This window comes from Streptomyces sp. NPDC048590, from assembly GCF_043199535.1.
GTDB lineage: Bacteria > Actinomycetota > Actinomycetes > Streptomycetales > Streptomycetaceae > Streptomyces.
The window spans coordinates 102,376-122,804 of record NZ_JBICWC010000013.1; the positions used below are offsets into that span (position 1 = coordinate 102,376).

The 20,429-nt window shown below is 70.8% G+C and carries 19 protein-coding genes; 3 read left to right on the forward strand and 16 right to left on the reverse strand.

What is annotated here, in order from left to right:
• Positions 1-74: 74 nt before the first annotated feature.
• Complete coding sequence (gene bldD / locus ACGFNN_RS31190; protein WP_014157378.1) at positions 75-575, forward strand: transcriptional regulator BldD; 501 nt, start codon at positions 75-77, stop codon at positions 573-575.
• A gap of 165 nt (positions 576-740) precedes the next feature.
• Here bldD and nusB read toward each other — a convergent pair whose 3' ends face one another.
• The 13 genes from nusB to ACGFNN_RS31255 form a co-directional block, all read right to left on the reverse strand.
• A complete protein-coding gene (gene nusB / locus ACGFNN_RS31195) occupies positions 741-1,172 on the reverse strand; it encodes a transcription antitermination factor NusB (RefSeq protein WP_362553925.1) in 432 nt (143 codons plus the stop codon).
• A 2-nt stretch (positions 1,173-1,174) separates the two neighbouring features.
• Entirely contained in the window at positions 1,175-1,741 is a 567-nt protein-coding gene (efp, locus tag ACGFNN_RS31200) for an elongation factor P (protein ID WP_362553928.1), read from the reverse strand.
• A 74-nt stretch (positions 1,742-1,815) separates the two neighbouring features.
• Positions 1,816-2,922, reverse strand: a complete 1,107-nt coding sequence (locus tag ACGFNN_RS31205; RefSeq protein ID WP_362553931.1) for an aminopeptidase P family protein — start codon at positions 2,920-2,922, stop codon at positions 1,816-1,818.
• Between the two features lie 69 nt (positions 2,923-2,991).
• Positions 2,992-3,813, reverse strand: a complete 822-nt coding sequence (locus ACGFNN_RS31210; protein ID WP_393560981.1) for a Pro-rich N-terminal domain-containing protein — start codon at positions 3,811-3,813, stop codon at positions 2,992-2,994.
• A 115-nt stretch (positions 3,814-3,928) separates the two neighbouring features.
• Positions 3,929-4,372 carry a type II 3-dehydroquinate dehydratase gene (aroQ, locus tag ACGFNN_RS31215; protein ID WP_362553937.1) on the reverse strand — a complete coding sequence of 148 codons (444 nt, stop codon included), beginning with the start codon at positions 4,370-4,372 and terminating at the stop codon, positions 3,929-3,931.
• Positions 4,369-6,015, reverse strand: a complete 1,647-nt coding sequence (gene aroB / locus ACGFNN_RS31220; RefSeq protein ID WP_393560983.1) for a 3-dehydroquinate synthase — start codon at positions 6,013-6,015, stop codon at positions 4,369-4,371. Before aroB ends, aroQ begins: the two co-directional genes overlap by 4 nt.
• Positions 6,012-7,196, reverse strand: a complete 1,185-nt coding sequence (gene aroC / locus ACGFNN_RS31225; RefSeq protein ID WP_362553943.1) for a chorismate synthase — start codon at positions 7,194-7,196, stop codon at positions 6,012-6,014. Before aroC ends, aroB begins: the two co-directional genes overlap by 4 nt.
• Before the next feature lie 199 nt (positions 7,197-7,395).
• Positions 7,396-8,226, reverse strand: coding sequence for a shikimate dehydrogenase (locus tag ACGFNN_RS31230; RefSeq protein ID WP_393560986.1), 831 nt, complete (start codon positions 8,224-8,226; stop codon positions 7,396-7,398).
• Positions 8,223-9,959 (reverse strand): endolytic transglycosylase MltG, encoded by a 1,737-nt coding sequence (gene mltG, locus ACGFNN_RS31235; RefSeq protein ID WP_393560988.1) that lies wholly within the window; start codon positions 9,957-9,959, stop codon positions 8,223-8,225. Before mltG ends, ACGFNN_RS31230 begins: the two co-directional genes overlap by 4 nt.
• A gap of 100 nt (positions 9,960-10,059) precedes the next feature.
• The gene (ruvX, locus tag ACGFNN_RS31240; RefSeq protein WP_362554065.1) at positions 10,060-10,533 is read right to left on the reverse strand and encodes a Holliday junction resolvase RuvX; all 474 of its coding nucleotides are present in this window, start codon (positions 10,531-10,533) and stop codon (positions 10,060-10,062) included.
• 8 nt (positions 10,534-10,541) lie between these two features.
• Positions 10,542-13,211 carry an alanine--tRNA ligase gene (gene alaS, locus ACGFNN_RS31245; RefSeq protein ID WP_393560990.1) on the reverse strand — a complete coding sequence of 890 codons (2,670 nt, stop codon included), beginning with the start codon at positions 13,209-13,211 and terminating at the stop codon, positions 10,542-10,544.
• Positions 13,211-13,507, reverse strand: a complete 297-nt coding sequence (locus tag ACGFNN_RS31250; RefSeq protein ID WP_362553955.1) for a hypothetical protein — start codon at positions 13,505-13,507, stop codon at positions 13,211-13,213. The genes alaS and ACGFNN_RS31250 overlap by 1 nt, the downstream gene beginning before the upstream one ends.
• A gap of 7 nt (positions 13,508-13,514) precedes the next feature.
• The gene (locus ACGFNN_RS31255) at positions 13,515-13,964 is read right to left on the reverse strand and encodes a DUF948 domain-containing protein (RefSeq protein ID WP_393561098.1); all 450 of its coding nucleotides are present in this window, start codon (positions 13,962-13,964) and stop codon (positions 13,515-13,517) included.
• A gap of 237 nt (positions 13,965-14,201) precedes the next feature.
• Here ACGFNN_RS31255 and ACGFNN_RS31260 point away from each other — a divergent pair, with 237 nt between their 5' ends.
• Positions 14,202-16,430 (forward strand): ATP-binding protein, encoded by a 2,229-nt coding sequence (locus tag ACGFNN_RS31260; RefSeq protein ID WP_393560992.1) that lies wholly within the window; start codon positions 14,202-14,204, stop codon positions 16,428-16,430.
• Between the two features lie 14 nt (positions 16,431-16,444).
• Here the strand turns inward: ACGFNN_RS31260 and rpsD are convergent, their stop codons facing one another.
• Positions 16,445-17,059 (reverse strand): 30S ribosomal protein S4, encoded by a 615-nt coding sequence (gene rpsD / locus ACGFNN_RS31265; protein ID WP_069173264.1) that lies wholly within the window; start codon positions 17,057-17,059, stop codon positions 16,445-16,447.
• Positions 17,060-17,247: 188 nt separating this feature from the next.
• On the opposite strand from rpsD, the gene ACGFNN_RS31270 reads away from it, so the two are divergent.
• On the forward strand, positions 17,248-17,949 hold the full coding sequence (locus ACGFNN_RS31270) for a DUF2470 domain-containing protein (protein ID WP_393560995.1): 702 nt from the start codon (positions 17,248-17,250) through the stop codon (positions 17,947-17,949).
• A gap of 10 nt (positions 17,950-17,959) precedes the next feature.
• Here the strand turns inward: ACGFNN_RS31270 and ACGFNN_RS31275 are convergent, their stop codons facing one another.
• Together ACGFNN_RS31275 and ACGFNN_RS31280 are read right to left on the reverse strand one after the other, a co-directional pair.
• Entirely contained in the window at positions 17,960-19,333 is a 1,374-nt protein-coding gene (locus ACGFNN_RS31275) for a replication-associated recombination protein A (protein ID WP_393560997.1), read from the reverse strand.
• 62 nt (positions 19,334-19,395) lie between these two features.
• Complete coding sequence (locus tag ACGFNN_RS31280; RefSeq protein ID WP_362553968.1) at positions 19,396-20,031, reverse strand: vitamin K epoxide reductase family protein; 636 nt, start codon at positions 20,029-20,031, stop codon at positions 19,396-19,398.
• Positions 20,032-20,429 lie beyond the last annotated feature (398 nt).

The following is a 20,429-nucleotide window of genomic DNA, read 5'->3' on the forward strand; positions in this document are numbered from 1 at the left end:
ACGCTGCGTAACCTCACAGTGAGTTACCAGCCACGCGGCCCAGCCGCAGAATGTTCCAGCGTCCGGGGAGCCTTATGTCCAGCGAATACGCAAAGCAGCTCGGGGCCAAACTCCGCGCCATCCGCACCCAGCAGGGCCTCTCCCTCCACGGCGTGGAGGAGAAGTCGCAGGGCCGCTGGAAGGCCGTCGTGGTCGGTTCCTACGAGCGCGGGGACCGCGCGGTGACCGTGCAGCGTCTTGCCGAGCTGGCCGACTTCTACGGCGTCCCGGTGCAGGAGCTCCTGCCCGGTACGACCCCCGGCGGCGCGGCCGAGCCGCCGCCGAAGCTGGTCCTGGACCTCGAGCGCCTCGCGCACGTGCCGCCGGAGAAGGCCGGACCGCTGCAGCGCTACGCGGCGACGATCCAGAGCCAGCGTGGTGACTACAACGGCAAGGTGCTCTCCATCCGCCAGGACGACCTGCGGACCCTGGCCGTGATCTACGACCAGTCGCCGTCCGTGCTCACGGAGCAGCTGATCAGCTGGGGCGTGCTGGACGCGGACGCGCGCCGGGCGGTCGCCCACGACGAGGGCTGACAGAGGCCCGTACGACAAACTCAGAACGCCGGGTGGCGGGGCATCGAGCCCCGCCACCCGGCGTTTCTCATGTCTCCGCTCCCCCGGTCAGCGGCCGGCCCGGTACGCCGAAGGGACCACGGCCGATGACCGTGGTCCCTTCGTCCGGCTCGCGCCGCCGCTGGGCTACTGCTCCCGGCGGAGGTTCGGCTTGAGGTCCTTGAACCGGGCCAGCAGACCGTTCACGAACGTCGGGGAGTCGTCCGTGGAGAACTCCTTGGCGAGCTGGACCGCCTCGTCGATGACCACGGCGTCCGGGGTCGAGTCCATCCAGATCAGCTCGTACGCACCGAGCCGGAGGATGTTCCGGTCGACGACCGGCATGCGGTCGATCTCCCAGTCCACGGCGTAGGTGACGATGAGGTCGTCGATCCGGTCCGCGTACTGCGCGTACCCCTCGACCAGCTCCATCGTGAATTCGCCGACCGGGGGCTGACGGTCGTCGGTCCGCGAGTGGCGTACCCAGTCCGCGAGGACCGTCTGCACGGACTCACCGCGCTGGTCGGCCTCGAAGAGGATCTGGAAGGCGCGCTTGCGGGCCTTGTTCCGGGCAGCCACGGTTAGCTGTTCACCCGGCCGAGGTAGTCGCCCGTACGGGTGTCGACCTTGATCTTCTCGCCGGTGGTGACGAAGAGCGGCACGCCGATCTCGTAACCGGTCTCCAGCGTGGCGGGCTTGGTGCCGCCGGTGGAGCGGTCGCCCTGGACGCCCGGGTCGGTGTGCTGGATGGTCAGCTCGACCGCGGCGGGCAGCTCCACGTAGAGCACCTCGCCCTCGTGCTGGGCGACGGAGGCCTCGAAGCCCTCGATCAGGAAGTTGGCGGCGTTGCCGACGGCCTTGCGGTCGACCATCAGCTGGTCGTACGTCTTCATGTCCATGAAGACGAAGTACTCGCCGTCCATGTACGAGAACTGCATGTCGCGGCGGTCGATGGTGGCCGTCTCGACCTTCACGCCGGCGTTGAAGGTCTTGTCGACGACCTTGCCGGAGAGCACGTTCTTGAGCTTGGTGCGCACGAAGGCGGGGCCCTTGCCGGGCTTGACGTGCTGGAACTCGACGACGGACCAGAGCTGGCCTCCGTCGAGCTTGAGCACCAGGCCGTTCTTGAGGTCGTTCGTGGAAGCCACGGTTGCGGAATCTCCTGGACTGAAGCTGGTGGAACGACCGAGGATGCGCGCCGGAGCCTCCGTGAGGAGATTCCCTAGAGCGCGAGCAGCTCCTTGGTCGTAATGGTGAGTAGCTCGGGTCCGCCGTCCGCCTCGGGGCGCACGACGAGCGTGTCATCGATCCGGACACCGCCCCGGCCCGGGAGGTGGACCCCCGGTTCGACGGTGACCGGCACACAAGCGTCCAGTTTACCCATGGCTGCCGGTGCCAACTGCGGGTCCTCGTCGATTTCGAGTCCGACCCCGTGCCCGGTGCTGGCCGGAAGGCCTTCCGAGTGGCCCGCCGAGTCCAGGAGATGGCGGGCCGCACGGTCCACGTCACGGTAGGCGGCGCCGGGGACGAGTGCCTCCCGGCCGGCTCTCTGAGCGGCGAAAACAAGGTCGTAGAGCTCGATCTGCCAGTCCGCCGGGCTCGTCCCGATGACGAACGTCCGGCCGATCTCGCACCGGTACCCGTGGTAGTTCGCGCCCAGGCAGACCGAGAGGAAATCCCCTTCCTCGACCCTTCGGTCGGTGGGCCTGTGCCGGCCGAGACCGGAGTGGGGACCCGTACCCACGGATGTGGCGAAGGCAGGGCCGTCGGCGCCGTGGTCGACGAGCCGGCGTTCGAGCTCCAGTGCGAGGTGCCGTTCGGTGCGGCCCACCAGGATCGATTCGAGCAGCTCGCCCAGGGCCTGGTCGGTGATCTCGGCCGCGATGCGCAGGCAGGCGATCTCCTCCTCGTCCTTCACCAGGCGCAGCTGCTCCACCGTGCTGCCGAGGTCACCGAGGCTCAGGCGGGGGGCGACCGCGCTCATGGCGCGGTGGCGGGCCACCGTCAGATCGTGCTCCTCCACGGCCAGGGAGCCGGTCTCCAGGCCGCCGGCCAGTCCCGCGGCGACGACGACCGGGTCGCCGTCGTTCTCGGGGAGGAGATGCAGCTTCAGCTGTTCGTCCGGCCGCCCTCGGGCGGGTTCCCCGGCCGGTGCGCGGCCGCAGAGCAGGACGTCCTCTCCGGGGCCGAGCAGCAGCACGGCGCCGGGCGGAGCCCCGCCCGCGAGATAGCGGACGTTGGCGGGGCGGGAGACCAGGGCGGCCGCGTGTCCGGCGGCGGCGAACCGGTCGCGCAGCAGCCCGCGTCGGACGGCGTACACCTCTGACATGAGACCGAGCCTACGAGCGGGGGCCCGACCCCGCCCGGCCTGTGCACCCGACCGGGCAACGCGGGGCGTCTACCAGGCGGGCGGGCTGGCTATGGAGCGGGCCAGGACGTCGTCCAGGACCCGTGCGGTCGTCTCGACGTCGTAGGTGGAGTTGTCGATGATCGGCAGACCTGAGCCGTACCAGCCGGCCATCCGCCCGTGGATCCGGGCGACCTCCTCGTCGGAGAGCCTGCGGTTGCCACTGCGCGCCGCGTTGCGTTCCAGGACCACCTCCAGGCCGGGGAGGAGGACGACGGGCAGCAGCCCCGGGCCGACGTGCCGCTTCCAGCCCCCGAGGCCGACCACGGGCCGGTCGGGGAAGACGGCGTCGTCGAGGATGCAGGAGATGCCGTTGGCCAGGAAGTTCCGGGCGGCGAAGCCGCAGGTCCGCCGGGCCAGCCGGTACTGGGCCTCGGAGTGGTCGTTCCAGCCGGCCTGGGGGTCGGCGAAACCGGAGCAGACCCATTCGCGGACGTCGTCGAGGGAGACATGGGCCGTGGGGACGCGGCGGCGCCCCGCCCAGAGCTTCGCGACCGTCGTCTTGCCCGCTCCGGCGGGACCGATCAGGAGTACGGCCAGGGTGGCGGAGCCGGTCCCCTGGTCCGTGACGGGCGCGGGCAGACCGACGGGCCCGCCCGGTGGCAGCCGGACGTGCCCGGTGGTGTCCGGCAGGGGCGGGGAGGGGATGGCGTGCGGGGGGACGGGTGCCTGCGGCGGCCCTCCCGGCGCCGGAGGCGGGAGCGGCGGCCCCGCCTGGCCGGGGTTCCCCGGGTGCTGGGCGTGGTGCGTCCACGGTCCATGGCCGGCCGGCCCCTGGGGCGGAGGCAGCGGAGCCCCCACTGCGTGCTGCATCCGGTGGCACTCCGTCTCGTACAGGCAACTGCCGCTGGTCGAACGGCAACCGTACCCTCCCCGGCCGCCACAGGGTGAACGGGCGGGGAGGGTACGAAGTGCCCGTATCCGTTCCTCAGTCCGTCAGTTCGTCGGCCAGGGCCCGCAGTGCGAGCCGGTAGGAGCCGATGCCGAACCCCGCCACGGTGCCGGTGGCCACCGGGGCGATGACGGAGGTGTGGCGGAACTCCTCACGCGCGTACGGATTCGAGATGTGCACCTCGATCAGCGGGGCGGTGCGCTGGGCGGCCGCGTCGCGCATCCCGTACGAGTAGTGCGTGAAGGCACCCGGGTTGATGACGACCGGGACGGAACCGTCCGCCGCCTCGTGGAGCCAGCGGATCAGCTCACCCTCGTCGTTGGTCTCGCGGACCTCGACGTCGAAGCCGAGCTCCTTGCCGAGCGCCTGGCAGGTGTCGACCAGGCCGGCGTAGGACGTCGCCCCGTACACGTCGGGCTCCCGGGAACCGAGCCGTCCGAGGTTCGGGCCGTTCAGCACCAGGACGCGGCGGACCGTCACGCGGAGACCTCCCCGTACGCGGCGAGCAGGACGGCCGGGTCGGGGCCCTCCAGCACGCTGGGCTTGCCGATGCCGTCCAGGACGATGAAGCGGAGCAGGTCACCCCGGGACTTCTTGTCGACCTTCATGTTCTCCAGGAGCTTGGGCCACTGGTCGCCCCGGTAGGTGAGAGGCAGCCCGACGGACTCCAGGACGGCGCGGTGCCGGTCCGCGGTGGCGTCGTCGAGGCGTCCCGCGAGCCGTCCGAGCTCGGCGGCGAAGACCATGCCGACCGAGACGGCGGCACCGTGGCGCCACTTGTAGCGCTCGTTCTTCTCGATGGCGTGACCCAGGGTGTGCCCGTAGTTGAGGATCTCCCGCAGGCCGGACTCCTTGAGGTCGCTGGAGACGACCTCGGCCTTGACCCGGATGGAACGCTCGATCAGCTCGGCGGTGTGCGGGCCGTTGGGGGTACGCGCGGCCTCGGGGTCCGCCTCGATCAGGTCGAGGATCACCGGGTCGGCGATGAAGCCGGCCTTGATGATCTCGGCCAGCCCGGAGACGTAGTCGTGGACCGGCAGCGAGTCCAGCGCGGCCAGGTCGCAGAGGACGCCGGCGGGCGGGTGGAACGCGCCGACGAGGTTCTTGCCCTCGGCGGTGTTGATGCCGGTCTTGCCGCCGACGGCCGCGTCGACCATGGCGAGCACGGTCGTCGGTACGGCGATCCAGCGGACTCCGCGCAGCCAGGAGGCGGCGACGAATCCGGCGACGTCGGTGGTGGCTCCGCCGCCGACGCCGACGATGACGTCGGTCCGGGTGAACCCGGTCTGTCCGAGCGCCTTCCAGCAGTAGGCGGCGACCTCGACGGTCTTGGCCTCCTCGGCGTTCGGCAGTTGGATCGCGATGGCCTCGTAGCCCTGGGCGGCGAGGTCCTCACGCACGGCCTCACCGGTCTCGGCGAGCGCTTCGGGGTGCAGTACGGCGACCCGCTTGGCTCGGTCACCGATGAGGTTGGGGAGCTCGCCGAGGAGCTGACGCCCGACGAGCACCTCGTAGGCGTCGGTGCCCGCGGTGCCGGCGATCTGGATGCGCGTGGTGCCCTGCTCGGTCATACCTGGGTTCTCCCGGCCGGACGTCACGGTCTGGTCCGTGCGCTCCGGCAGCTCCGTTGCGTCGATGATCGCCTGGGCGACCTCTTCGGGGGTGCGTTCGTCGGTGGCGACGGTCACGGCGGCCACCTCTTCGTAGAGGGGGCGCCGGGCGTCCATCAGCTCACGCCACTGCCGTCGCGGGTTCACCGCGAGCAGCGGGCGGGCGGTGTTCAGCCCGACGCGCCGGACGGCCTCGTCCACGTCCATGGAGAGGTAGACCACCCGGCGGCCGGCGAGCAGCGCGCGGGTCTCCCCGTCGAGCACGGCCCCGCCACCGAGCGCGAGGACGCCGGTGTGCTGCTCGACCGCGTCCCGGACGGCCTGCCGCTCCAGGGAGCGGAAGCGTTCCTCGCCCTCGTCGAAGAAGATCTCCGAGATCGCCTTGCCCGCCGTCGCCACGACGTCGGCGTCGGTGTCGCGGTAGGTGGTGCCGAGGCGCTCGGCGAGCAGCTCCCCCACCGTGGACTTGCCGACCCCCATCGGGCCGACTAGGACGATCAGTGGGCCGCTCACCGGATCTGGAGGTGGGAGAGGTACGACTGGACGTTGCGGTGGGTCTCGGCGACGCTGTCGCCGCCGAACTTCTCCGCGACCGCGTCGGCGAGCACCAGGGCCACCATCGCCTCCGCGACGATCCCGGCGGCCGGGACTGCACAGACGTCGGACCGCTGGTGGTGGGCCTTGGCGGCCTCACCGGTCACCACGTCGACCGTGGCAAGCGCGCGGGGCACCGTGGCGATGGGCTTCATCGCGGCGCGGACGCGCAGCAGCTCGCCGGTGGTCAGGCCGCCCTCGGTACCGCCCGCGCGGCCGGAGGCCCGCTTGATGCCGTTCTCGGTGGCCAGGATCTCGTCGTGGGCCTTGGAACCGGGCACCCGCGCCAGGTCGAATCCGTCGCCGACCTCGACGCCCTTGATGGCCTGGATGCCCATGAGCGCGCCGGCCAGTCGGGCGTCCAGCTTGCGGTCCCAGTGCACGTGCGAGCCGAGGCCGACGGGCACGCCGTAGGCGAGCACCTCGACGACTCCGCCGAGGGTGTCGCCGTCCTTGTGGGCCTGGTCGATCTCCGCCACCATCGCCTTCGACGCGTCCGCGTCGAGGCAGCGCACGGGGTCGGCGTCGAGCCGCTCCACGTCGGACGGCTTCGGGTAGACACCGTAGGGCGCCTTGGCCGCGGCCAGTTCGACGACGTGGGAGACGATCTCGATGCCCGCGGTCTCCTTGAGGTAGGAGCGTGCGACGGCTCCGAGGGCGACACGGGCCGCGGTCTCCCGGGCGCTCGCGCGCTCCAGGACCGGGCGGGCCTCGTCGAAGCCGTACTTCTGCATCCCCGCGAGGTCGGCGTGGCCGGGGCGGGGCCGGGTCAGCGGGGCGTTGCGGGCCTGGGTGGCCAGCACCTCGGGGTCGACCGGGTCGGCCGACATGACCTGCTCCCACTTGGGCCACTCGGTGTTGCCCACCATGACCGCGACCGGCGAACCCATGGTCAGGCCGTGGCGGACGCCGCCGAGGAAGGTGACCTCGTCCCGCTCGAACTTCATCCGGGCACCACGCCCGTAACCGAGCCGTCGCCTGGCGAGCGCATCCGCCACCATCTCCGTGGTGACGGGGATACCGGCGGGAAGACCCTCCAGCGTCGCCACCAGTGCGGGGCCGTGCGACTCTCCGGCGGTCAGCCAGCGCAACCTGCTCAACGGTGCTCCTCATGCTCGCGCCTGTAACTGCAACGGCGCGACCGGGTGCGCGGCCCTGGCCCGCCGCCCCTGATCCTCCCATGAACGGGGACGACCACCTGCCTCCGGTCCAGGGGACGGACGCGGCGGGTCCCGTCCCCGTGCCGGGAGAACGGGAACCCGAGCCGGTACGGAACGTCAGCCGCGGGTTGCGCGAGCCCTAGTGGCCCTGCGCCACGAGCGCCGCTTCCCCCGCCGCGCGCATGACCCCGAGCGGCGCGTCCAGCCCCGTCATCTGCTCCACCTGGAGGACGGCCTGGTGCACCAGGAGGTCGAGGCCTCCCACGACCTGGGCACCGGCTCCGGACCAGCGGGAGGCCAGGGCGGTCGGCCAGGGGTCGTACAGCACGTCGAAGAGGGTGCCCGGCGCCGCGGGGATCGCTTCCGCGAGCGCGTCCGTGGCACCGGCGGGTGTCGTGGCGATCACCAGGGGTGCGTGCAGGGCCTCATCGGCATCCGCCCAGTCGGCGATCCGGACGTCGACGCCGAGGCGTTCGCCCCAGCCACGCATCTCGTCGGCCCGTGCCGCGCTGCGCACGTAGGCGGTGACCTGGCCCGAGCAGATCTCCGCGAGCGCCGCCAGCGCGGAGGACGCGGTGGCGCCGGCCCCGAGAACGGCCGCGGCCTCGACCTTCTCGACCCCGCGCTCACGGAGCGCCGCGATCATGCCGGGGATGTCGGTGTTGTCGCCGGTCCGGCCGCCGTCCTCGTCGAAGACCACGGTGTTGACGGCTTCGACGGAGGCGGCCGTCGCGCTGATCCCGTCGAGCAGCGGGATGACCGCACGCTTCAGCGGCATGGTCAGGGAGAGTCCCGCCCAGCCGGCGTCCAGTCCCTGCACGAATCCGGGGAGCGCCGCCTCGTCGACCTCGAAGCGGTCGTACGACCAGGTGTCGAGCCCCAGCGCGGCGTAGGCGGCCCTGTGCAGGACCGGGGAGAGCGAGTGGGCGATCGGGGAGCCGAGGACGGCGGCCCGGCGGCGGGTACTCACTGGTCTCCCTTGTTCTCTTCGTACTTCTCGCGGTTGCGGTTGTGCTCCTCGTTGGTCACGGCGAAGACGGTCTTGTCCTCGGTGACGGAGACGAAGTAGTACCAGGGACCGTCGGCGGGGTTGATCGCCGAGTGCAGGGCGTCGGCACCCGGATTGGAGATCGGCCCGAGCGGCAGGCCCTTGATGCTGTACGTGTTGTAGGGATCGTCGATCTTCCGGAGGTCGTCGACCGCACCCACGTCCAGCGTGCTCTCCGCACGGATGTAATTGATGGTCGAGTCGAATTCCAGCCGCCCGACGGTCTGTGTGTTGTTCGGTTTGAGCCGGTTGTAGACCACCCGCGCGACCTTGTCGAAGTCGTGTTTGTACTTGCCTTCCTTCTGAACCAGGCTCGCCACGGTGATGACGTCGAGCGGGGACTTCAGGTTCAGCTTCTTGGCGTTCTGCTCCAGGTCGAGCTTCCCGTACTCCTGGTTGGCCCGGGTGACCATCTTCTTCAGCGCGTCCTCGGGCTTCGAGCCCTTGGGGACCGCGTAGGCCGCCGGGAAGAGGAATCCTTCCAGAGGGTCCTTGATCTTCGGATCGTCGTCCGCCCAGTCGGGCAGCCCGAGACTCTCGGCCTTGGTCTTGGCGACCCCGGCCGTGGTTCCGGCTTTCAGGTCCAACCTGGTGTCGATCTTCTGGTAGATCCCGGCAGCACTCGTCCCCTCGGGAATGACCAGTGCGTTCTGGCTCTTCGGGTCGAGCATCAATTCGACGGCGTTCTCGGCCGACATCTCCTTCTTGAGGAGATACACACCCGCCTGAAGAGACTTCCCCTTGGGGTTCGCACCCTGCGCCGAGATGAAGGCATCCTCGGATTTCACCACGCCGGCCTTCTTCAGGATGTTCGCGATCTCGTTCCCGTACGCGCCCTCCGGGATCTCCACCTCGACCGACCCCGTGCCGCTGCCCGTGTAGTCGGGCGCTTCACCGAACTGGCTCTGGAAGTACGAGTACCCGAAGTACCCCACGACTCCGAGGCCGCCCACGAGGACCGCCGCAACACCGAGGCAGGCGCAGCCGTTGCGGCTCTTCTTCTTGCCCTTGCCGCGGCGCTCGCCACCGCCACGGCGGGAGTCGCGCGGGTCGTCGTCGTATTCGTCGAGGTCGTCCTCGCGGGAGCGGGAACGGGTGCGCCGGCCGGACTCACGGTCGTCGGCCGGTTCGTCCGCACCCGTGAAGAAAGGATGCGTCTCCTCCTGCGGGGCGTCCGGGTCCCAGTCCTGCTCCTGTCGCGGCTGCTGGGCGGGGGCCTGGTCGCGACGGCCGGGAGGCTGCGGCGGGGGGTAGGCGTCGGGGGTGCCGTAGTGGTCGGCCTGCCCGTGGTAGCCCCCGGCGTCGTTGCCGTACGGCTGCTGGGCGCCGTACGGCATCGCCGGGTGCTGACCGGTGTCCCAGCCGCCCTCGTCGTACTGGGGCTGCCGGGGCTGCTGGGCGTAGGGGTCCTGCGGGGCGCCGTGCGGCTGCTGCTGGTACGGGTCCTGCGGGTACTGCTGCTGGGCGTACGGGTCCTGCGGGTAGCCCTGCTGCGCGTACGGGTCCTGCGGGTAGGGCTGCTGCCGGCCGTCGTACTGACCCTGGCCCTGCCCCTGGCCGTGGGCGGCCTGATGGCCTCCCCACCCCTGGTCCCCGTACAAGGGGTCCTCGGGATGCCACGGTTCGGAGCCGGAGCCCCGGCCATACTCAGTCATCGATCCCCTTGAGCCGCGAGACGACGCTCCGTCTCTTCGCTTTGCTGTGCGGTGTCTGTTCGAACACCGGCGCATCGCGCGGAACGTTACCGTATCGCGATCAGGCCACCACTTCGACGCCCTCTCCCGGGGCAACGCCTGACGCCCGTTCGGACTCCAGAGCGTTCTGGAGGATCACCACAGCGGCAGCCTGGTCGATGACAGACCGGCCCTTCTTGGACTTCACGCCCGAAGCGCGCATCCCCTGAGCGGCCGTCACTGTGGTCATCCTCTCGTCCAGAAGACGTACCGGAATCGGTGCGATCGCAGCGGCGAACACCTGCGCGAAGGCACGGACCTTCGCGGCCGCGGGGCCCTCACCGCCGCCGAGGGAGCGGGGCAGCCCCACGACGACCTCGATCGGCTCGTACTCCGCGACGATCTGGCCGAGCCGCCGGTGGGCGGCCGGGACATCACGTCCCGGCACGGTCTCCACCGGCGTCGCGAGGATCCCGTCGGGGTCGCACGAGGCGACCCCGATACGGGCATCACCGACATCGATCGCGAGTCGGCGTCCACGGCGCATCTGCGACATCTCCGGCGTCACGCCGTCTCGGTGACGAGGCGTTCGACAGCGGCGACGGCGTCGCCGATGGCGTCCGGGTTCTGTCCGCCGCCCTGGGCGACGTCCGGCTTGCCGCCGCCACCGCCGCCGAGGGTCTTGGCGGCCGTACGCACCAGGTCACCGGCCTTGAGACCGCGCTCGCGGGCCGCCTCGTTGGTGGCGATGACCGTCAGCGGACGGCCGTTGGCCGTGGTGAACAGGGCCACGACGGCGGCCCGGCCACCCTGGATGCGTCCCCGGACGTCGAGGACCAGCTTGCGCAGGTCGTCGGCGGAGGTGCCGTCCGGCACCTGTCCGGTCACCAGTGCGACCCCGCGCACGTCCTTGGCCGACTCCACCAGTCCGGCGGCGGCGGCCAGCACCTTCTCCGCGCGGAACTTCTCGATCTCCTTCTCGGCGTCCTTCAGCTTGCCGAGCATGCCGGAGATCTTCTCGGGGAGCTCCTCGGGACGGCCCTTGAGCAGCTCCTGGAGCTGGGCGACGACCGTGTGCTCCTTGGCGAGGAAGTTGTACGCGTCGACGCCGACGAGCGCCTCGATGCGCCGGACCCCCGAGCCGATGGACGACTCGCCGAGGAGCTTCACCAGGCCCAGCTGGGCGGTGTTGCCGACGTGCGTACCGCCGCAGAGCTCCTTGGAGAAGTCCCCGATGGTGACGACACGGACCCGCTCGCCGTACTTCTCACCGAACTCGGCGATGGCGCCCTGCTTCTTGGCGTCGTCGATCGACATGACCTCGGCCTGGACGTCGAGCTCCCGGGAGAGGACCTCGTTGATCTTCTGCTCGACGTCGGTGAGGACCGTGCCGGGGACGGCGGCGGGCGAGCCGAAGTCGAAGCGGAAGCGGCCGGGCGAGTTCTCCGAACCGGCCTGCGCGGCCGTCGGGCCCAGGGCGTCGCGCAGCGCCTGGTGCGTGAGGTGGGTGGCGCTGTGGGCACGGGCGATGGCGCGGCGGCGGGTGTTGTCGATGGCGGCGTAGGCGGAGGCGCCCACGGTCACCTCGCCCACCTGGACCGAGCCCTTGTGGACCGAGACGCCGGGTACCGGCTGCTGGACGTCGCGGATCTGGATCACGGCGCCGGAGTCGAGCCTGATCCGGCCCTGGTCGGCGAGCTGGCCGCCGCCCTCGGCGTAGAAGGGCGTGCGGTCGAGGACGACCTCGACCTCGTCGCCCTCGGAGGCGGCCGGCGAGGAGACCCCGTCGACGAGCAGGCCGACGATCTTCGACTCGCCCTCGATGGAGCAGTAGCCGGTGAACTCGGTGAGTCCGGCGGTGTCGGCGACCTCGCGGTAGGCGGAGAGGTCGGCGTGACCGGTCTTCTTGGCCTTGGCGTCGGCCTTGGCGCGCTCCCGCTGCTCCTTCATCAGGCGGCGGAAGCCGTCCTCGTCGACCGAGAGGCCCTGTTCGGCGGCCATCTCCAGCGTGAGGTCGATCGGGAAGCCCCAGGTGTCGTGGAGCAGGAACGCCTTGTCGCCGGCCAGGACCTTGCCGCCCGCGGCCTTGGTCTCGGTGACGGCGGTGTCCAGGATGTTGGTGCCGCCCTTGAGCGCCTTGAGGAAGGCGGCCTCCTCGGCGAGGGCCACGGTCTCGATGCGCTTGCGGTCGGTGACGAGCTCCGGGTACTGCTGGCCCATCGTGTCGACGACGACGTCGACGAGGTCCTTGACGACCGGGCCGGTCGCGCCCATGAGCCGCATGTTGCGGATGGCGCGGCGCATGATGCGGCGCAGGACGTAGCCCCGGCCCTCGTTGCCGGGGGTCACACCGTCGCCGATGAGCATCACCGAGGTGCGGATGTGGTCGGCGACGACGCGGAGCGAGACGTCGGAGGCCTGCTCGGCGCCGTAGCGCACACCGGTGAGCTCGGTGGCCTTGTCCATGACGACGCGCAGGGTGTCGGTCTCGTACATGTTCTGCACGCCCTGCAGGATCATCGCGAGGCGTTCGAGGCCGAGACCGGTGTCGATGTTCTGCGACGGCAGGTCGCCGAGGATCGGGAAGTCCTCCTTGCCGTCGCCGGCGCCGCGCTCGTACTGCATGAAGACCAGGTTCCAGATCTCCACGTAGCGCTCGTCGTTGACGGCCGGGCCGCCCTCGATCCCGAACTCGGGGCCGCGGTCGTAGTTGATCTCGGAGCACGGGCCGCAGGGGCCGGGGACGCCCATGGACCAGAAGTTGTCCTTCTTGCCCAGACGCTGGATGCGCTCCGCGGGGACGCCGATCTTCTCGCGCCAGATCTGCTCGGCCTCGTCGTCGTCCAGGTAGACCGTGATCCACAGGCGCTCGGGGTCGAGGCCGAAGCCGCCGTCGGCCACGGAGTTGGTGAGCGCCGCCCAGGCGAGCTCGATGGCGCCTTCCTTGAAGTAGTCGCCGAACGAGAAGTTGCCGCACATCTGGAAGAAGGTGCCGTGGCGGGTGGTCTTGCCGACCTCCTCGATGTCCGGCGTGCGCACGCACTTCTGCACGCTGGTGACGCGCGGGGCGGGCGGCTTGACCTCGCCGAGGAAGTACGGCTTGAAGGGAACCATGCCCGCGGGGACCAGCAGCAGAGTCGGGTCGTCCGCGATGAGCGACGCCGAAGGCACGACGGTGTGACCGCGCTCCTCGAAGAAGCTCAGCCAGCGGCGGCGAATTTCAGCCGACTCCATTAGTGGTCCTCATTCCGGTTGTTCGAGTTGTAGGGAAGTGCGCGGTGGGCGACGAGCCCTGGGTCGGCCGGTGCCTCGATACCGAGTGCCCCGCCCAGTTCGGCCTCGCGCCTGACCATGCCCTCACGGACGTCGAGGGCGAAGTCCTTCAGCTTGTGACCCGCCTCGACGGCCTTGTCCGCGGCCTGCGCCGCGAGGCTCTCGGGGGTCAGCTGCCGGATCTTGCGGTTGACCTTGGTGGTGGCCCAGACACCGGCGGCTGCGCCGGCGGTGAACCAGAACGTACGGCGGAACATCGCTGGATCAGTCCTTCTGTCCGCGGGAGCTTCGGCCGTTCCGCTTCCTGCCACGGGCGGACGGCACCGTTCGGCCGACGATCACGGTACGGCGGGAGGTACGGCGGTCAGGTTCGGGATCGGCGGCGGTACGCCGGCCGATCGCCTGCCGCACCCCGTAGCCGAACGCGGCGACCTTCACGAGCGGTCCGCCGAACGTCGACGCGACGGTGGTCGACAGCGCGGAGGCGTTGGAGGTGACCTCCTGGACATCGCTCGCGATGGCGTCGACCTTGTCGAGCTGGGTCTGCGCGGAGCGCAGGGTGGCCGAGGCATCGGCGAGCAGCGGGACAGCCTGCTCGGTCACGTCCGCCACCAGCGCGGTGGTCGCCCTGAGCGTCTGGGCCAGCCTCACCAGTACCACGGCGAGGAAGGAGACCAGGATCGCCCAGAAGACGGCCACCAGGATTCCGGCCACCTCTCCACCGGACACAGTGCACCGCTCCCTGTTCGTCGCCCTCGTCGGCCGGGGCTCCCCCGGCCGGATTCTGTCTGCCGTCGCCCGGCCGGCGTGTCCTGCCACCCCTGCCGATCGTCGTCCCCCGAGCCTATCGCGCCGGGCGTCGCACCCCGTACCGCATTGTGCGGGGGCGGCGGGGCTCCGGGGCCAGGGCGATTGTACGGAGAGCTTACGTGCCAGTACTCTGCGTGTTTCATGCGACACCCTCAGTGCCCCACGCCCCCGGACGGCGCCTCGGATCCCATCCCGGTACGCGGGAATCTCCCCGCCGAGCTGAACGCCTTCGTGGGACGCGAGGACGAACTGGCCGAGATCGGCGCACTCCTGGGGAGCTCTCGGCTCGTGACCGTGGCCGGGGTGGCGGGGGTGGGCAAGACACGGGTGGCGACCCGTGTCGCGGCCCTGGCGGAGAAACGGTACTGCGACGGGGTCTGGCTCGCGGAGCTGTCAGCCGTCCACGACACCGAGTTGCTGGAACACGCCCTGATGGATGCCCTGGGGCTCACCGACCACACGAACAGGCCGCCGCGCGTCACCCTGGTCGAGCACTGCGCCGAGCGCCGGCTCCTCCTCGTGATCGACGGGTTCGAGCATCTCGTCGACGCCTGCGCCCCTCTCGTGCGGGAGTTGCTGCGCCGGGCTCCGGGGCTCCAGGTACTGGCCGCGGGGCGCCGGCCGCTCCGGGTGGACGGCGAACTCACCTTCCCGCTCGATCCGTTGAACGACGAGGACGCGCTGGAGCTCTTCACCACGCGCGCCGCCGCGGTACGCCCCCGGTTCCGGCTCACGGAGGCCGGCCGGGAGACCGCGCGCGAGCTCTGCCGACGACTCGACGGGATCCCGCTGGCTCTGGAACTCGCGGCCGGGCGGCTGAGGACACTGACCACGGAACAGGTGCTGCACCGGCTGGACGACCGGTTCCGGCTGCTGACCGGCGGCAGCCCGAGCGCCCTCCCCCGCCATCGGACGCTGCGCACGGCCATCGGCTGGAGCCACGAGTTGTGCGCCCCCGAACAGCGGCTGCTGTGGGCGCGGCTCTCGGTGTTCGCCGGGCAGTTCGATCTGGAGGCCGTCGAGTACATCTGCAGCGGGCCCGGCCTTCCGGCCGACTCCGTGCTGGACGTGCTGGACGAACTGCTCGCGCAGTCCGTCGTGGTGCGCGAGGAATCGCCGGCCGGCAGCCGGTACCGGCTCCTGGACACCGTGCGCGAGTACGGCGCCCAGTGGCTGCGGGCGACCGGGGACGCCGAGCGGCTGCGCCGCAGGCACCGCGACTGGTACCTGGGGCTCGCGACCTGGTGCGAACTCGACTGGTTCAGCCCCCGGCAGGCGGAGGTCGCGGCACGGATCGACAGCGAACTCCCGAATCTGCGCCGGGCGATGGAGTGCTCGCTGGAGTGCCCGGACGAGGTGCACCTCGCGCAGTACCTGGCGGGGACGCTCTGGTTCTACTGGGCGGGCTGCGGCCGCCTCTCGGAAGGACGCCACTGGCTGGACCACGTGCTGGAGGAGGACACTCCGTACGACCACTCCCGGCTGAAGGCGCTGTGGGTGCTCGGCTATGTGGCCGTGCTGCAGGGGGACCGGGTGGGCGCGGTGTCGGCCCTGCAGGAGTGCCGCGAGGAGGGCGAAAGGTCGGGGGACGCCACCGCCGCGGCCTACGCGGTGCACCGGACTGGCTGCCTGTCGCTCGTCACGGACGATCCTGTCCGGGCCGAGGAACTGCTGCGCGACGCGCTCGCGCGCTACCAGGAGATCGGCGAGCTCAACAGCAACGTGCTGATGGCCCAGGTCGAGCTGGGCATGGCCGTGGCGTTCCGGGGGGACCTGGACGCGGCGGCGACGATCTGCGCCGAGGTCCGGGAGATCTGCGAGGACCACGGGGAGCGGTGGACCCTGGCCTACGCGCTGTACGTCCTCGGCTACGCGGCCCTGGAGTCGGGGTTCAGCGGACGGGCGCGCCGGATGATCGGGGAGGCACTGTCCATCGCGCACACCTTCCACGATCAGCTGGGCACCGTGCTCTCGCTGGAACTCCTGGCGCTGATCACCTCGGTCGAGGGTGACGCGGCGGAGGCGTCGGTACTGCAGGGCGCCGCGGACCGGATCTGGCCGTCGGTGGGCCTGCCCTTGTTCGGGTCCGCCCACTACGGCAGGCCGCGGGCCGAGTGCGAGAAGCGGGCGCGGGCGGAACTCGGCGATGTCCGCTACGAGGCGGGGCGGCACTCCGGCCGGCTGCTGGAACCGGCGGAGGCGGTGGTTCGGGCACTGCGCGGCACGGCCACCACGGTGTGCGGGGAGCCGAGCCCCCTCGGGGACGGCGGTTCCGGCCGGGCCGAGGACACACCGCCGGACACGTCCGGGGAAACGCGAAGGCCCGCCGCCTCCCGTACACCGGGGAGGGGCGGGCCCGAGCTCGGTTGAGAGCTACGTCCGGATCAGCGGGCGTAGTACTCGACGACGAGCTGCTCGTCGCAGATGACCGGGATTTCCTTGCGGTTCGGGTCACGGTCCAGGCGGAAGGCCAGGGCCTTCAGGTTCACCTGGAGGTAGCGCGGGGTCTCACCGTCGGTGTCGTAACCACCCTCGCGGGCCACCTGGAAGGGGACCTTGGAGCGGCTGCGCTCGCGGACCTGGACGATGTCGTCCGGGCGGACGCGGAAGGACGGCTTGTCGACCTTGCCGCCGTTGACCTCGATGTGGCCGTGGACGACCATCTGGCGGGCCTGGTAGATGGTGCGGGCGATGCCCGAACGCAGGACCAGGGCGTCGAGGCGGCGCTCGAGCTCGACGACCAGCGCCTCGCCCGTCTTGCCCTCGGCCTTACGGGCACGGTCGTAGGCGCGCGCCATCTGGCGCTCGCTGATGTCGTACTGCGCGCGGAGACGCTGCTTCTCGAGCAGACGGACCTTGTAGTCCGAGTTCTGCTTGCGGCCACGGCCGTGCTCGCCCGGCGGGTAGGGGCGGGCTTCGAAGTACTTGACAGCCTTCGGCGTCAGGGCGATGCCGAGGGCACGCGACTTCTTGACCTTGGGACGCGACTGGTTAGGCACGTTCTCCAGACCTCCGTTGTAGGTTAGGTTAGGCTTACCTTACTCAAGGAGATCGCATGTCTCGCCCTGGGAACACCACACACATCACGGACAGCACAGACAGCGGCAGCGCACACAAAGGCGCTGCAACGACGGAAGGCCGATCTGATCGTGGTCAGCCGCGTCCCAGCGGGCTTGAAATCACTCGGATGCCGTCAGCAGCCGAGCGCACACGAACTCTCGTACAGAGTACCTGCTCCGCGGCACTGCTCGTACCCGGGCTCTCGGTGATCCACCCGGACCAGCTGATGCCCACCGGCCGGAGCGTCGGCCCGGAGGGGGATCTGTTCCTCTGCTTCCCCGTCGACTCCCCCGTCGTACGGGCCGCGACGCGGGCCCAGGGCGACGAGCTGACCGCCGTGCTGGAGATCACCGACGTCGCTCCGGTCTCCGTGCCCCACCGTATCCGGGGCCGGGCCAGGATCGCAGGCTGGCTGACAGCCGTACCGGGACTGGCCCAGCCGGGCCGGATGATGCTCCGCCTGGAGACCGGGGAGGCGTCGGTCGACGATCTGTGGGGCTGCGAGGAGGTGGACCCGGAGGCCTTCCGGGACGCGGTGGCCGATCCGCTGGCCGAGCACGAGGCGGAGATGCTCCAGCATCTGCACACGGTCCACTCCGGGCGGATGGCCACGCTGTCCACGCTGCTGGGGGACCGGGCGGGCTGCGGCTGCGCGGAGCACCGGCTCGACGCGGTGCCCGTGGCACTGGACCGCTTCGGCCTCAGGGTGCGGTTCGTCGAGGGCACCCGCGCGTGCTTCGACGCCCGGTTCGACTTTCCCGATCCGGTACGCGACATCGGTGAGCTGCGCCGGGCGATGCACATTCTCTTCGAGGCCGCGTCCTGCTGACCGGCCGAGGTCAGCCGGAGGACGGCCCGTTCGGCTCGCTCCGGCCGAGACGCTCCCGCACCCGGTCCGCCACATCGGCGTAGCGCGCCTCCGCGCCGTACCGGGTCGGCTCGTAGTAGCGCCTTCCGCGGACGGCGTCCGGGGCGTACTCCTGGGCGGCGATGCCTCCCGGCACGTCGTGGGGGTAGACATAGCCCTGGGCGTGCCCCAGCTTGGCGGCGCCCTTGTAGTGGCCGTCACGCAGATGGGCCGGCACCGGGCCTGCGAGGCCCCGGCGGACGTCCTCCTGGGCTGCGGAGATCGCCAGGGTCGCCGCGTTGGACTTGGGCGCGAGCGCGAGTGCGATCGTGGCGTGGCTGAGGGTGAGCGCCGCCTCGGGGAAACCGATCATGGCGACCGCCTGGGCCGCCGCCACCGCGGTGGGCAGGGCCGTGGGATCGGCGAGCCCGATGTCCTCACTGGCGGAGATCATCAGCCGCCTGGCGATGAAGCGCGGGTCCTCCCCCGCCTCGATCATCCGGGCGAGGTAGTGCAGTGCGGCGTCCACGTCGGAACCCCGGATCGACTTGATCAGCGCGCTCGCCACGTCGTAGTGCTGGTCGCCGTCGCGGTCGTACTTCACCGCCGCCCGGTCGACGGTCTCCTCGAGCGTCTCCAGCGTGATCTCCTGATCGTGCTTGGAGAGCGCGGCTCCGGCGGCCGCCTCCAGCGCGGTCAGCGCGCGCCGCGCGTCGCCGCCGGCGATCCGCAGCAGATGCGCCTCCGCGTCCTCGGGCAGGGTCACCGCTTCACCCAGCCCCCGCTCGTCGGCCACCGCCCGGCGGAGCAGGGCGCGCAGGTCGTCGTCGGTGAGCGGCTCCAGGGTGAGCAGCAGCGAGCGTGAGAGCAGCGGGGAGATGATCGAGAAGTACGGGTTCTCCGTGGTCGCCGCGATCAGGGTGACCCAGCGGTTCTCGACGGCGGGGAGCAGCGAGTCCTGCTGGGCCTTGGAGAAGCGGTGGATCTCGTCGAGGAAGAGGACGGTCTCCTTGCCGAAACCGCCCGTGGCGCGACGGGCGCCTTCGATGACCGCGCGAACCTCCTTGACCCCGGCGGTGATCGCGGACAGCTCGACGAAGCGCTTGTTGGTCGCCTTGCTGACCACGTACGCGAGTGTGGTCTTGCCGGTGCCGGGCGGCCCCCAGAGGATGACCGACGACGGTCCCGCGGGCCCCGCGCTGCCGTCGCCGACGAGGCGGCGCAGCGGCGAACCGGGCTTCAGGAGGTGCTGCTGGCCGACGACCTCGTCGAGCGTGCGCGGACGCATCCGGACGGCCAGCGGGCTGCTGGACGGATCCTTCTCCTGGCGGTCTTCGGCTGCTGCGGTAAAGAGGTCGGGCTCCACGTCCTGAAGCCTATGTCACCCCACCGACAGGCCCTCCTGCGGCGTCGGGCGGTCCGGTGCGGTCAGCTGGTCCAGAAGTCCCACCAACGGGTCAGGATCAGCATGCCGATGATCCCGATCCAGAGCACCGGCGGTACCCAGTGGAACTCGGTGAGGGTGTTGCGGAGCCAGGCGGGCGCGGGCAGGATGCCGTGCTTGATGTTGTGCGTGGTGACGTAGCAGAACATGAAGATCGTGGCGACCCAGGCGAGGCAGCACCAGAGGCAGAGCGAGTTGATGTTGTACAGCGACTGGTACTGGAGCCAGGTGCAGAACCCGACGCCGAAGAGGGTGCCGGCGTTGAGGCCGAGCCAGTACCACGCACGGAAGCGGGCGCCGGCCAGGAGGGCCATCCCGATCCCGATGACCACCGAGTAGGTGACCATGCCGAGCATCGGGTTGGGGAACCCGAAGGCGGAGGCCTGCTCGCTCTTCATGATGTTTCCGCACGCGACGACCGGGTTCAGGCTGCAGCCCGGGGTGAAGCTCGGGTCCTCCAGCAGCTTGAACTTGTCGATCGTGATCACCCAGGCGGCCAGCAGTCCGGCGGCGCCGGTGATGACCAGCAGCAGCGCGAGCGCGCGGCTGCCGCCGTAGGTCTTCGCGCCGTGTTCCTCGTCCTGCCGGGAGGAGGGGTGGTCTACCGCTGCCATCGTCATATCGCCGTTCCATCACTGAGTAGCCAGCCGGGCATGGTCATTGTGCCGCACCGTCGCCACGGCCATCCGTTCGACGGAGATAAAGATGTGCGGGTTTCCGGGTGCGGCGCCCATCGCCCCGGACCGTCCCCGCGGAGCGGCGCCGGCGGATTCCTCGGTGGACCACCACGAAGCGCACATGCCCGACCTGCGGCTCCGTCCCGGCAGGGAGCCGAGGCCCGTTCCCCGACGGAGCACGGGTGCGCACGCCGTCGGCGGCCCCGGTGTTCCGTCCCGGCGGGGACGGCGCCGCGGTCAGCCCCAGGGCACCTCCCGGATCACACCTCTCGCACGTATGAATCCGCCGTACCCGGGTTGACGCCGGGAGATCGTTCCGTGTGCGTGTCCGGCCCCCGAAC

Bases quoted from the DNA above. Each gene is read 5' to 3' on its own strand.
- ACGFNN_RS31280 (WP_362553968.1), bottom strand. From the start codon at position 20,031: ATGACGATGGCAGCGGTAGACCACCCCTCCTCCCGGCAGGACGAGGAA.
- ACGFNN_RS31210 (WP_393560981.1), bottom strand. From the start codon at position 3,813: ATGCAGCACGCAGTGGGGGCTCCGCTGCCTCCGCCCCAGGGGCCGGCC.
- ACGFNN_RS31270 (WP_393560995.1), top strand. From the start codon at position 17,248: ATGCCGTCAGCAGCCGAGCGCACACGAACTCTCGTACAGAGTACCTGC.
- ruvX (WP_362554065.1), bottom strand. From the start codon at position 10,533: ATGTCGCAGATGCGCCGTGGACGCCGACTCGCGATCGATGTCGGTGAT.
- ACGFNN_RS31260 (WP_393560992.1), top strand. From the start codon at position 14,202: ATGCGACACCCTCAGTGCCCCACGCCCCCGGACGGCGCCTCGGATCCC.
- bldD (WP_014157378.1), top strand. From the start codon at position 75: ATGTCCAGCGAATACGCAAAGCAGCTCGGGGCCAAACTCCGCGCCATC.
- alaS (WP_393560990.1), bottom strand. From the start codon at position 13,211: ATGGAGTCGGCTGAAATTCGCCGCCGCTGGCTGAGCTTCTTCGAGGAG.
- mltG (WP_393560988.1), bottom strand. From the start codon at position 9,959: ATGACTGAGTATGGCCGGGGCTCCGGCTCCGAACCGTGGCATCCCGAG.
- ACGFNN_RS31250 (WP_362553955.1), bottom strand. From the start codon at position 13,507: ATGTTCCGCCGTACGTTCTGGTTCACCGCCGGCGCAGCCGCCGGTGTC.
- ACGFNN_RS31205 (WP_362553931.1), bottom strand. From the start codon at position 2,922: ATGTCAGAGGTGTACGCCGTCCGACGCGGGCTGCTGCGCGACCGGTTC.